At 43.5% G+C, this 12,256-nt stretch carries 9 protein-coding genes; 3 read left to right on the forward strand and 6 right to left on the reverse strand.

Annotated elements, in window-relative coordinates:
- Positions 1-81: 81 nt before the first annotated feature.
- Both smc and rnc read right to left on the reverse strand, forming a co-directional pair.
- Positions 82-3,615: a chromosome segregation protein SMC gene (gene smc, locus C1G49_RS08410; protein WP_105125332.1), complete on the reverse strand. Its 3,534-nt coding sequence runs from the start codon at positions 3,613-3,615 to the stop codon at positions 82-84.
- Positions 3,616-3,617: 2 nt separating this feature from the next.
- Positions 3,618-4,304 carry a ribonuclease III gene (gene rnc / locus C1G49_RS08415; protein ID WP_105125333.1) on the reverse strand — a complete coding sequence of 229 codons (687 nt, stop codon included), beginning with the start codon at positions 4,302-4,304 and terminating at the stop codon, positions 3,618-3,620.
- Between the two features lie 196 nt (positions 4,305-4,500).
- Between rnc and C1G49_RS08420 the strand changes: the two genes are divergently transcribed.
- Positions 4,501-5,499 (forward strand): acyltransferase family protein, encoded by a 999-nt coding sequence (locus C1G49_RS08420; RefSeq protein WP_105125334.1) that lies wholly within the window; start codon positions 4,501-4,503, stop codon positions 5,497-5,499.
- Positions 5,500-5,520: 21 nt separating this feature from the next.
- Here the strand turns inward: C1G49_RS08420 and C1G49_RS08425 are convergent, their stop codons facing one another.
- Both C1G49_RS08425 and C1G49_RS08430 read right to left on the reverse strand, forming a co-directional pair.
- Positions 5,521-6,561: an ArsR/SmtB family transcription factor gene (locus C1G49_RS08425; protein WP_105125335.1), complete on the reverse strand. Its 1,041-nt coding sequence runs from the start codon at positions 6,559-6,561 to the stop codon at positions 5,521-5,523.
- Between the two features lie 11 nt (positions 6,562-6,572).
- The gene (locus tag C1G49_RS08430; protein ID WP_105125336.1) at positions 6,573-7,841 is read right to left on the reverse strand and encodes an MFS transporter; all 1,269 of its coding nucleotides are present in this window, start codon (positions 7,839-7,841) and stop codon (positions 6,573-6,575) included.
- Between the two features lie 272 nt (positions 7,842-8,113).
- On the opposite strand from C1G49_RS08430, the gene C1G49_RS08435 reads away from it, so the two are divergent.
- Entirely contained in the window at positions 8,114-9,601 is a 1,488-nt protein-coding gene (locus tag C1G49_RS08435; protein ID WP_105125337.1) for a DUF1846 domain-containing protein, read from the forward strand.
- An 86-nt stretch (positions 9,602-9,687) separates the two neighbouring features.
- Here C1G49_RS08435 and ptsP read toward each other — a convergent pair whose 3' ends face one another.
- Together ptsP and C1G49_RS08445 are read right to left on the reverse strand one after the other, a co-directional pair.
- The gene (ptsP, locus tag C1G49_RS08440; protein ID WP_105125338.1) at positions 9,688-11,421 is read right to left on the reverse strand and encodes a phosphoenolpyruvate--protein phosphotransferase; all 1,734 of its coding nucleotides are present in this window, start codon (positions 11,419-11,421) and stop codon (positions 9,688-9,690) included.
- Positions 11,422-11,425: 4 nt separating this feature from the next.
- Positions 11,426-11,689: a phosphocarrier protein HPr gene (locus C1G49_RS08445; RefSeq protein WP_002936050.1), complete on the reverse strand. Its 264-nt coding sequence runs from the start codon at positions 11,687-11,689 to the stop codon at positions 11,426-11,428.
- A gap of 319 nt (positions 11,690-12,008) precedes the next feature.
- On the opposite strand from C1G49_RS08445, the gene nrdH reads away from it, so the two are divergent.
- The gene (gene nrdH / locus C1G49_RS08450; protein WP_105118015.1) at positions 12,009-12,227 is read left to right on the forward strand and encodes a glutaredoxin-like protein NrdH; all 219 of its coding nucleotides are present in this window, start codon (positions 12,009-12,011) and stop codon (positions 12,225-12,227) included.
- Positions 12,228-12,256: the final 29 nt, after the last annotated feature.

Consider the following 12,256-nt stretch of genomic DNA (forward strand, 5'->3'; position numbering starts at 1 on the left):
AAACCGTTTACATTCATTATAGCATGGATAGGAAAATCTGCCTACTGGTTTCTACAAGAAGGCTAATAAAACCTACCCCATCTATAATTTTTCCACATCTTTCAGTTTAACCGAAACAATCTTGGACACGCCAGATTCCTGCATGGTCACCCCATACATGGCATCCGCCGCCGCCATAGTTCCTTTCCGGTGGGTCACGACGATGAACTGACTGTCCTTGTCAAAACGGTTGAGGTAGTCCCCAAAACGCTTGACATTGGCCTCGTCCAAGGCTGCCTCCACCTCGTCCAAGATGACAAAAGGAATAGTCTTGACGCGGATAATGGAAAATAGCAGAGCGAGGGCTGAGAGGGCCTTTTCGCCACCTGACATAAGATTGAGCGATTGGATTTTCTTACCCGGAGGCTGAACTGAAATCTCCACACCCGCAGTCAAAATATCCTGCTCCGTCAATATCAAGTCCGCAGAACCACCGCCAAACATCTGTCTGAAAGTCTGCTTAAAGCTTTCGCGAATGGCTTCAAAGGTGACCTTAAAGCGTTCCTTGACTTCATCATCCATTTCATGAATGGTATTCAAGAGCAAATCACGCGCCGATAATATATCCGTCCGTTGTTCATTGAGGAAGGTCAGACGGTTATTGACCTCATCATACTGCTCAATAGCATCCAGATTGACTGGACCAAGAGCACGAATAGAACGTTCCAAGTCTTTCAAAGCTTGTTCAGCAAGAGGCAAATTCTCTACTTCGTTTGCCTGGTCCAGAGCCGCTTCAAAGCTCAATTTGAAATGCTCTGTCAAATGACCAAGTAGGGTCCGTAGGCGATCTCCAACCTGCTCACAATCAGCTTCTAACTTGGCTTGTTTGCGAATGAGGTCATCATTTTTCAAACGAGCCTGGTCCAAACGACCTTCCAAGTCTTCAAACTGACCGTCAATATCTTCCAACTCAAATTTCAAGCGGATTTGAATCTGATTGGTTTGGCTTTGTTTATCAGTCGCAGCCTGTAGTTGCTCTTCCAGAACTTCAATACTAGTATCTTCTAAAGCCTCAACTTTCTGTTTAATCAGGTCTTCCAGGATAGAGATTTCCTTTTCAGTAGTCATTTTTTCTTCCTGTAAGCGACCAAGGTCTGTCTGTTCAAAGCGCAACTGACTAGAAACTTCTGCCTGCTCCAAGGTCAGTTGACCCTTCTGGGTCTGCAAGGCTTGCAAACTTTCTTGGATACTATCACGATTGTCACGCACCTGATTGATTTGCTGGTCCAAGGCTTGTTTTTTCTCCGTCAAGGCTTGAAGATTGACTTCTTCCTTGGTCGCTTCTTCTTCCAGCTCGGTCAAAATGCTCGGACTGACTTGGCTCATTTGCAGGTCGTACTGGGCTGTCACTTGGGCCAGACGATTTTCTGCTTGTTCCTGATGAATGCTGGCACTCTGCTGACTTAATCTAGCCTCTTCACCCTCCGATTTTATAGCTTCCAAACCTTGTCTGATCTTCTCTAGGCTTGTTTTCTTGGTCGCCACCAAGCTTTCTTGCTCCTGCAACTGACTAGACAGCTCTGCTATTTCTCCCAAAAGAGCATCCAGTTCAGGCTTGATAAAGGTCGTGCTATTATTCCGATTGCTACCACCCGCAAAGGCGCCTCCAGGACGGATTTCTGCACCATCCATAGTCACCATACGGACCTGAAACTTGGTCGCACGCGCCGCCTGGTTGGCATGGTCGATGCTATCAAAAATCGCAATAGTGCCTAGCAAATTTTGGAAAATAGCATCTAGATTTGGTTGATAGGTCACGAGGTCACTGGCCAGCCCCAAGAAACCATCTGAGGTTTGAAGTAGGGCAAGTTGCTGACTGGACAATTGACGAGGCTTGATAGTGGTCAAAGGTAAGAAGGTCGCCCGACCTTGACGTTTTTCCTTCAAGAAAGCAATCGCTCGCTTGGCAGTCGCCTCATCTTCAACGATGACGTTTTGGCTAGCCCCTCCAAGAGCAATTTCCAAAGCTGTCTGGTAACGAGTATCGAAAGTCAATTGCTCACTGACTGCCCCGATGATGCCACCCAGACTAGACGAAGCCTGCAAGACAGCCTTGACCCCTGCGTAGAAATTAGAGTGATTTTTTAAGATAGCCTCCAAACTTGACTGGCGAGCCTGCTTGCCCTTCAATTGATCCAGTAAATCAAACAAGCGACCTTGTTCAGCTTGATAGGCAACCTGAGCCTGTTCAAGCTCTTCTTTCTTGGTCTGATAGGCTGTTAATAAGCCCCGCAAGACTTGGTCAGCCTGTTCTGCGGCTTCCTGGCTCTTAGCCAATTCTTCTTGAGCTGTCTGTTTTTCTGTCTGTAAACGTGCTAGGTCAGCAGACTTGCTTTCTGATAAGCTGATTTGATTGGCAATATCCTGCTGAATCTTGGTCAAGCGGTTTGATGCTTCAGCCTCTTCCTGCATGAGGGTAACATACTGCTCACGCAGGTGATCCAATACCTGATCCGGATCTTCAGAGAAGTAGGAAATCTCCTTATCAACCGAAGCAATTTCCTTTTTCAATTTGGACAAGGAAGCTCCCAACCTTTCCTGATTTTCCTGCTTGAGAACAATTTCCTCTTCCAGTTGTCCTCGTTTCGCAACCAGGGTTTCTAAACGCGACTGAGCTTCTTGTCGACTGGATTCATTCTGACTGCTTTCTAACTTATGAAGGTCAATTTTTCGTTCCAAGTCACTGATCAACTTGGTCAAATCCAACAAAACTGCCTGTTCACGCTCCAATTGCTCGGATAAGCGATGGCGTTTTTCTTTTAAGGACTGGTTTTCTTGCTCCAGCTCCGAACGCTGTTGGTAGTAGCTTGCTAATTCTGACTTAACTACTTCAAGTTCGATTTCCTTGGCAGTCAAAGCTTCTTTACCCTTTGTCAACTGAGCAACCAAAACATCCAGATACAGCTCCTTACGCTGTCCATCTAGTTCCAAGAATTGTTTAGCCGTTAGCGCCTGTTTCTCCAAGGGTTTAACCTGATTGTCCAATTCATAGATAATATCTTCTAAACGGTCCAAATTTCCTTGAGCCTGTGCTAGCTTGCTCTCCGTTTCTTTCTTACGGGTCTTGTATTTTAAGACCCCTGCTGCCTCTTCGAATATGGCTCTGCGTTCTTCTGGCTTGGAATTAAAAATAGCCTCAACCCGTCCTTGCGAGATGATAGAAAAGGAATCACGCCCCAAACCAGTATCCATGAAGAGATCGTGAATATCCCGCAGACGAACCTTCTGACCATCTATCAAGTATTCGCTATCGCCAGACCGATAAATATGGCGTTCTACCTTGATTTCTTTATTCTTATTAGCAATAAAACCTGTGCTATTATCCAAGGTTACGACAACGGAAGCATAATTAAGAGGCTTACGGCTTTCAGTCCCCGCAAAGATAACATCTGGCATCTTGCCTCCACGAAGGCTTTTGGCAGACGACTCTCCCAAGGCCCAGCGCAGACTTTCTGTAATATTGGACTTGCCCGAACCATTCGGTCCTACAACGGCTGTCACCCCACGGTCAAAGACTACCTTAGTCTTATCTGCGAAGGACTTGAAGCCCTGCATTTCAATCGATTTAAGATACATACCTATCCTCTAGCCTCCACAGCATTTTCTGCGGCGGCTTGTTCAGCTAACTTTTTGGAACGACCACGACCACGACCAATCACACGCTGGTCTGCAGATACCTCGACTTCGAAGGTCTTATCGTGGGCAGGACCTGATTCAGCCACCACCTGATAAGAAATTGCAATCTCCCCATTTACCTGCAGGATTTCCTGTAAGGCAGTCTTGTAGTCAGTTACGCGCTCAAAATTCCCCTCTTCCAGACGAGGAATCATGACCTTATGGATAAAGTCCTCCACGGTCTTTTCTCCCTTGTCCAATAGCAGAGCTCCTAAGAAAGCCTCGAAAGCATCTCCCAAAATGGTATCACGATTGCGCCCCCCAGACTTCTCTTCTCCTCTACCAAGACGAAGGAAGCTATCAAAGCCACAGGCACGTGAAAAACCAGCCAAGGACTCCTCACGAACAAAGGTCGAACGCAACTTGGACATCTCCCCTTCCGGTCTATCCGGATATTTTTTATAGAGGTACTTGGAAATCATCAATTGGAGAACAGCGTCTCCTAAAAATTCCAAGCGTTCATTATGTGAAATTTTTAGAAGGCGATGCTCATTGGCATAAGAAGTATGGGTAAAAGCCGTTTCCAACAAATTCAAATCCGAAAAATCAATCCCAAAATCCGCCAAAAGTTTTTTATGTAAATCTTTCATCATCTAACTCCTTTCTAAAGAGTAATCCTTACAAAATAGAAGTTTCAAATTCACTTCATACTAATATTATACCACATTTCCCACAGGACTTCCCTCTGAAACTGAACATTCAACAAATAGCCCTCTTCATCTTTTTGCAAACATTTACATATCCATCCTTTTTCGATAAAATGGAAGAAAAAAGAAGGGAGTTAACATGCAAAACAAACCAAAACCACTCAATACATCACTGCTCTCCCTCATCCAGTTCATCGGAGCCATTCTCGTTATCGCCCTCCATTGCCGCAGGTTATTTGAAGCAGACCAGCTCCACTTCATCCAAAAATCCATCTTTAGTCGCATGGTCGTTCCCTACTTCATGGTCACCGCCAGCTTCTTCCTCCGACGCAACTACCCCAGCCTCTCCAAACAATACCTGATCCGCTACAGCAAGCAGTACCTGACCTGGTCCGTCCTCTACCTACCCTTCTACCTCTTCTACCTAAACCTCCAAGAAATCCCCCTACTCTACTACCCCCTCGCCCTCCTAGTCGGCCTGACCTACACCGGCACCAGCTACCAACTCTGGTACATGCCCGCCTTCCTGCTAGGTCTTGTCCTCGTCCACTATTCTTTAAGGAAATGTGGCTGGCGCATCACAGCATGTCTAGCCTGCCTCCTCTATCTCCTAGGCTCAGTTGAAACCTACTCCTCCTACCTGGCAGAATCGGCTTTACTAACCGCATTTGACAGCTACAAAACCTTCTTTTTCACCAGCCGCAATGGCCTCTTCTACGCACCGATTTTTGTCCTGACAGGCTTTTATCTAGCCGACAAACTCAATCAACCCATTTTCCAATACCGACAAAAAACCAAACTACTTGTCTGCATAGCTCTTTTAACTTTTGAGGCTACAATCATCTATCTCAATCAGGGCTACGACAAGAACTTTCTATTTAGCCTGATTCCATTCACAGCCTATCTAGTCGCTTGGACCCTAACCACCGACCTCTTCCGCCAGAAAAAATTCCAATTTCTAAAGGAATATGCTAGTTACTATTATTTTATCCATGTTATCCCAGTCGAAGTCAGCTTTTTCTTCCTAGAAACTCATTCCCTGACTATAATACAGCAAGGCTGGCTGGTCTTCTTTATCACCATCATCACTTGCCAACTGCTCAGTCGGTTAATCATTAAGCACAAAAGAACCTTGTAAGACTAAACTTACAAGGTTTTTTTACAAATCAAAATCCTCTTTCAACTTATCAATCACCTGTTGGAGCAGGTCACGATTGACACTGTATTTGACATCACTATCTTTTGTATTGAAAAGAAGCAGGTCGCCGTTAATCAGCTTTTGGGTGTGGAAGGATACGGCAGCCCCTGTAATATTGAGCCGCTCTGCAATATCCTTGCTCTTGGCATGGGGCTTGGTCAACTCAACCAAAACCTGATAACGCGTGCTATCGCTGATGACTTTAAGAGCCCTTGTCAAATCATCCAGATCCAGCTCGTCATTTGAGAGCATCATCTGATCAATTCGACAGGATGCTAAAAGAGCGACTTTCATATGGTCAAATTGTTCATTGCCATAATAAGCAAACCAATAATTCCAGGGACTGAGAACGAAGAATTGAGCATTTTCAACACCCAGAGTATCTAAGCTGGTCATGGCTAACTGCTTGGATTCTCTGTAGAGTTTTTCAATGTCAAAATCTCTAGCAAATTCTTCCCGCTCTGCTCTTGCCCCTTCAAAGTAAGGCTGATAGATTGGGAGCAGCTTGTTCAGGAGATGGACAGACCGCTGAACTGTTTCTAAAGGATTGCGAATAGCTAGTGACCAGTACCACTTATCTGCCGGCTTTTTATCCGTTTTTTCCAAAAGTTCCATGAGGCTGAGGGTCTTCTCACGATGTCCGTCATTTTCAGACGCCAACATGGTTCGCATGGCATCTTCTATTTCTTCTTGAGATAGCTTTAAAATCAATTGACAAGCTTCCTCAACTGTCTTTGGATCCTGCCCATCATTCAAGAGATAGAAATAAAGACTATGTAAAATGTTAAAAATATGCCCCCAGACAAAGACTTGATTGACTTCCTGACGAAAATCTGCCAACTTTTCTTCCATCTCATCACGAATGTCCAAGGCATCTTTGAGAATGTCTTTTTCTTTCTGTGAAAAATCCGCCTCAATCGGTTCCTCACGTTCTCTAACAATTAAAGGAATAAAGAATTTTTCAACAATTTCGCTTCTATAATCTCGGTAATCTAATTTCATACGCATACTTTCTAAGCTTGAACTACTTGGTTATTTGATTTACGACCTGTAAGAATAGTATAGCTTACTAGTCCCACAGAAAGCAAGAGGAAGATGAGGGAAATATTTGTCGCAGAAAGCACCGTCACCATAAGGGCAACCAAGGCTTGACCACCTACCATACCGATTTGACAGAAAGAATCAATCCCACTACCAACTGTCGCCAATTTATCTTCTGGCAATTCATTCATAACCAGAGCACTCATTTTTGGATTGAAAATTCCCAAAGTAACTGCCGTTACAAAGATCACTGCAAGTACCACATAGATGTTGTGAAGAAAGAAACCTGAGAAAAGTAAAACAGGCATCAATGTAGAGAACTTGAGGAGGTTTATTAGACTGACATTTTTAAAGAATGCCATACCCAGACTAGAGCCCAAAATGCTACCGACTGAGAAGAGAATAGAAACCAAAGCAACGGTTGTTCCTGCATTGACAATCACAAAGTCTGAGAACTCCTTCATATTTAGAATAACTAATGGTGAAAGTGCGGTAAAAATGGCATTCAGGCTGGCAATAGTAATAATTGACGCTTTGAGAACAGGAATATTCTGCACGGCTTGGTAGGAATCTTTGATACTCTGTCCAATTCCTTTGACAATACCAGCTTCAGTTTCCACTTGCTCAGCTTGCTGGATAGGATTTTCCTTCAGTAGCTTGGCAAGAGCTGGACGGAGGGTTGCCATGATGGCAAGACTGACCAAGAAGGTTCCTGCATTGAAGAAGGCGAGATTCTGGTAAGACATAAAGCCGATGAGAATGGCACCGCTAGCTTGGAAGGCGATTTGCAGAAGTGATCTCACTGTCATCTTGAAGGCCATTGCGCTTTCGCGGTCTTCCGCTGCCACAACCCGCAAGCTGACTGGTATATAAAGGCCATTTTCGTATTGACCAGCCAAATCTGATAGGAAATTGATGACGCAGACCACCGCTACAACCCAGAGGGCTGGTACAAATCCCATCAAGAAGCCAACAAAGGCATAGAGAACGACACGAACCAGCAGGGTTGCAAGAATGGTATCCAATTTGTTTCTGGTCTTGTCTGCCCAAATCCCGATAAAGAGGCCAGCCAAAATCGGCAAGGTTTCAGATGCGGTAATCATAGCCAAGGCAAACTTGGTATCTGGAAGTAGCAAGACATAGTTCATCAGGGCTAGATAGTAAAGTGTGTCACCAAAGTTGGAAATCAAATCTGCTACAAAGCTGGATAGAAATAATTTATTGTTGACTAGTTTTTTCATAAACATCTCCTTAAACAGATATTAAACATTTGCTTAATGTTATTTTACAATTTATTTTAATAAAGTCAATACTTAATTTTATAAAAATTAAATATTTTTTAAACGATTATTTAATTTTTATTCTATCTGGCTTTTTCTTGACAAGATAAGCACAGTTTGTTATAGTATTGTTCGGGCACCTCTTTTGAGAGGTCGGAGAAAAGGCTCCCTAGTTTTAGGGAGCTATTTTTTGTTTTTCCCGAAGTTTAGTACATCATCGGAGGACTTATTGGATGAAAAAAATCGCATTTGATTCAACTAAATACTTGAATTTGCAACGTGATCACATTTTAGAGCGTATTGCCCAATTTGAAGGCAAGCTCTATATGGAATTTGGTGGAAAAATGTTGGAAGATTTCCACGCAGCCCGTGTTTTACCTGGCTATGAACCAGATAATAAAATCAAACTCCTCCAAGAGTTAAAAGACCAAGTAGAGATTGTCATCGCCATCAATGCCAGCAATATCGAACATTCTAAGGCACGCGGCGACCTAGGCATTTCTTACGACCAAGAAGTCTTCCGCTTGATTGATACATTTAATGATATTGATATTTATGTTGGTTCTGTGGTCATTACCCAGTACCGCAATCAACCAGCAGCAGATGCCTTCCGCAAGCAGTTGGAAAAACACGGCATCAAATCCTATCTCCACTACCCAATCAAGGGCTATCCTTCTGATATTGACCACATCATTTCACCTGAAGGTATGGGTAAAAACGACTACATTGAAACCAGTCGCAATCTGGTTGTCGTCACAGCACCTGGACCTGGTTCAGGTAAATTGGCGACCTGTATCTCCCAGCTCTACCATGACCAGTTAAATGGGGTAACTTCTGGCTATGCCAAGTTTGAAACCTTCCCAGTTTGGAACTTGCCACTCCACCACCCAGTAAACTTGGCTTATGAAGCAGCTACCGCAGACCTGGACGACCTCAACATGATTGACCCCTTCCACCTTCAAACTTATGGAAAAACTGCGGTCAACTACAACCGTGACATCGAGGTCTTCCCTGTCCTCAACCGTACCTTTGAACGCATTTTGAGTAAATCCCCCTATGCTTCACCAACTGACATGGGGGTCAACATGGTGGGCTATTCCATCGTGGATGAAGAAGCTGCTATCGAGGCTTCCAAGCAGGAAATCATCCGCCGCTACTATCAGACACTCGTTGATTTCAAAGCGGAGCGGGTGAGCGAGCAAGCAGTTAAAAAGATTGAGCTCCTTATGAACGAGGTCGGCGTGACACCTGCTGACCGTAAGGTTGTTGTCGCTGCGCGCGAAAAAGCAGAGCTGACTTCCAGCCCTGCCCTTGCTATTCAGTTGCCAAATGGTGAGATTGTCACAGGTAAGACCTCTGACCTCCTCAAACCAACTGCAACAGCCCTTCTCAATGCCATCAAGCAAATTGCTAACATCGATGATGAAACACTTCTCATCGAACCAAACTACATCCGCCCAATTCAAGAATTGAAGGCAGATTATCTGGATAAAAACAATACTCGTTTGGATGCCAGTGAAATCCTAAACGCCCTTGCCATCACTGCACAAGATAGCCCTCTTGCTACACAAGCTATGAAAGAATTGGGCAAATTAAACGGTAGCGAAGCCCACTCGACAGTTATCCTATCTGACGAAGACAAGAGCGTCCTTCGTAAATTAGGCATCAATTTAACCTTTGATCCTATCTATCAGCACAATAAGTTTTATCAGAAGAACTAAAGACTAAAATAGACTTGCCGGGGCAAGTCTATTTTTGTTATAGAAAAAACAAGGATATTTCTAGCCTTGTTTTTCCATTTTATCTATTAGTTGAAATCAACATACTCTTTTTGGAGTTCAAGAACTTCTTCAGCCGTTGCACATTCTGTCAAGGCACGGTGAGCATATTCTTCCATCTTAGCTGTGTCAAGTGTCTTCATGAGGCTACGTGTACGAAGTACAGATGTTGCGCTCATAGAGAACTCATCCAAGCCCATTCCGACAAGAAGTGGAACAGCTTGTTGGTCACCAGCCATCTCACCACACATGCCAGCCCATTTGCCTTCTGCGTGTGCAGCCTTGATAACGTTGTTGATCAAGCGAAGAATAGATGGGTTGTAAGGTTGGTAGAGGTATGAAACTTGTTCGTTCATACGGTCTGCTGCCATTGTGTACTGGATAAGGTCGTTTGTACCAATTGAGAAGAAGTCAACTTCTTTAGCAAATTGGTCAGCGATCATTGCTGCTGCAGGGATTTCAATCATGATACCCACTTGGATATCATCTGCAACTGCAACACCTTCAGCCAACAAGTTCGCTTTTTCTTCTTCAAGGATTGCTTTTGCTGCACGGAATTCTGTCAACAAGGCAACCATCGGGAACATGATACGAAGTTTACCATGTACTGATGAACGAAGAAGGGCACGCAACTGCGTACGGAACATTTGGTTACCAGTCTCAGAGATAGAGATACGAAGGGCACGGAAACCAAGGAATGGGTTCATTTCGTGTGGAAGGTCGAAGTAAGGAAGCTCCTTATCACCACCAATATCCATTGTACGAACCACAACTGGCTTACCATTCATACCTTCAAGAACAGCCTTATAAGCTTCGTATTGCTCATCTTCTGTTGGGAAGTCTTGTGAGTCCATGTACAAGAATTCTGTACGGTAAAGACCAACTGCTTCAGCACCATTATCGTTTACACCTTCAACGTCTTTTGGTGTACCGATGTTAGCTGCCAATTCAAAGTGTTTGCCGTCAGCTGTCACTGTTTGAGCATCTTTCAAGAGTGCCCACTCAGCTTTTTGTTTAGCATAGGCTTCACCAGCCGCTTTAAATGTTGCAATCACTTCTTCAGATGGGTTGATAACAACTTCACCTGTGATACCGTTAACAGCGAGGACATCACCATCTTTAACGATTTCTGTAATGTTATTTGTACCTAATACAGCAGCAATCTCAAGTGTACGAGCCATGATAGCAGAATGGCTTGTACGTCCGCCGATGTTGGTTACAAAAGCTTTTACAAATTGCTTGTTCAACTGGGCTGTATCTGAAGGTGTCAAGTCGTGTGCGATAACGATAGACTCTTCATCGATTGTCGCTGGGTTTGGCAAACGAACACCAAGCAAGTGAGCTAAGACACGTTTGGCAACGTCGCGGATATCTGCTGCACGCTCTTGCATGTATGGGTTATCTTCCATACCTTCAAAGATAGCGATGAACATATCCGTTACTTCTTTCAAACCTGTTTCAGCATTTGTTTTCTTAGCACGGATGGTTTCCTTAATCTGACCAATCATTTCTGGGTCGGCAAGAACCATCAAGTGTGCATCAAATACAGCTGCGGCTTCTTCACCAAGGCTAGCTACTGCGTTCTCACGAATAACAGAAAGCTCGTTTTGAGAGGCTGCAAGAGCAGCATCCAAACGAGCCTCTTCTGCATTTGTATCTTCAACTGTAACAGTTTCGAAGGACAAATCTGGTTGAACGAGTAGATATGCCTTAGCAACGGCAACACCATCAGATGCTGCAATTCCTTTAAGCATTTCTGTCATCTTCTTACGCCAATCCTTCTTTTTCCATTGTTTCAGTGATAGCTGCGATTGCATCGTCAGCATCAGCACCTTCAGCAGAGATTGTTACGTCAGCGCCTTGACCAACACCAAGACTCATAACACCCATGATAGATTTAAGGTTAACTGATTTTTCTTTGTAGTTCAACGTGATGTCTGAAGCGAATTTGCTAGCAGTTTGAACAAGCAAAGTTGCTGGACGTGCGTGGATACCTGTTTCTGCCACGATGTGGAAGTCTTTTGAAGCCATAGTTGGATTCTCCTTTATTTTTACAAAATTTTGAGTTACTTTTGATAACCCTTACAAACAGCATTATATCATTTTTTGAAATCATTTTCAAGAATTTTTTGCGTTTCTTTCAGTAAAACTGTTTTTTATTTGAGGTCAATCATGCTGAAAACACCTTGAAAACTTGGTCTCAAAGGATTTCCAGTACTTACACAAGATGTAGTGTTTGTTCGGTTTTTGCCGTACTATATTTTGTGATAGTTATAGACTTCCTTCTTGACTTTGACCCCAAAATCTTGTATGCTAGACTGGTATATTTAGTTTATAAAGGAGAAATTGAATGGTTACCATCTATTCAAAAAATAATTGTGTTCAATGTAAAATGAGTAAAAAATTTCTTGACGAGCACAATGTAGCCTACAAAGAAATCAACCTAGACGAGCAACCTGAATTTATCGAACATGTTAAAAACCTTGGTTTCTCAGCAGCGCCAGTTATTGAAACTGAAAATGAAGTTTTCTCTGGTTTCCAACCAACAAAATTGAAAGCCTTGGTATAAACTATACCAAGTTACCCCTAGTATAGAAA

Origin of the sequence: Streptococcus suis (genome assembly GCF_002960625.1) — a bacterium.
GTDB lineage: Bacteria > Bacillota > Bacilli > Lactobacillales > Streptococcaceae > Streptococcus > Streptococcus suis_T.

Excerpts from the sequence above, each read along its gene's own strand:
- C1G49_RS08430 (WP_105125336.1), bottom strand. The coding sequence starts at position 7,841 with ATGAAAAAACTAGTCAACAATAAATTATTTCTATCCAGCTTTGTAGCA.
- smc (WP_105125332.1), bottom strand. The coding sequence starts at position 3,615 with ATGTATCTTAAATCGATTGAAATGCAGGGCTTCAAGTCCTTCGCAGAT.
- nrdH (WP_105118015.1), top strand. The coding sequence starts at position 12,009 with ATGGTTACCATCTATTCAAAAAATAATTGTGTTCAATGTAAAATGAGT.
- rnc (WP_105125333.1), bottom strand. The coding sequence starts at position 4,304 with ATGAAAGATTTACATAAAAAACTTTTGGCGGATTTTGGGATTGATTTT.
- C1G49_RS08445 (WP_002936050.1), bottom strand. The coding sequence starts at position 11,689 with ATGGCTTCAAAAGACTTCCACATCGTGGCAGAAACAGGTATCCACGCA.
- C1G49_RS08420 (WP_105125334.1), top strand. The coding sequence starts at position 4,501 with ATGCAAAACAAACCAAAACCACTCAATACATCACTGCTCTCCCTCATC.
- C1G49_RS08425 (WP_105125335.1), bottom strand. The coding sequence starts at position 6,561 with ATGAAATTAGATTACCGAGATTATAGAAGCGAAATTGTTGAAAAATTC.
- ptsP (WP_105125338.1), bottom strand. The coding sequence starts at position 11,421 with ATGACAGAAATGCTTAAAGGAATTGCAGCATCTGATGGTGTTGCCGTT.
- C1G49_RS08435 (WP_105125337.1), top strand. The coding sequence starts at position 8,114 with ATGAAAAAAATCGCATTTGATTCAACTAAATACTTGAATTTGCAACGT.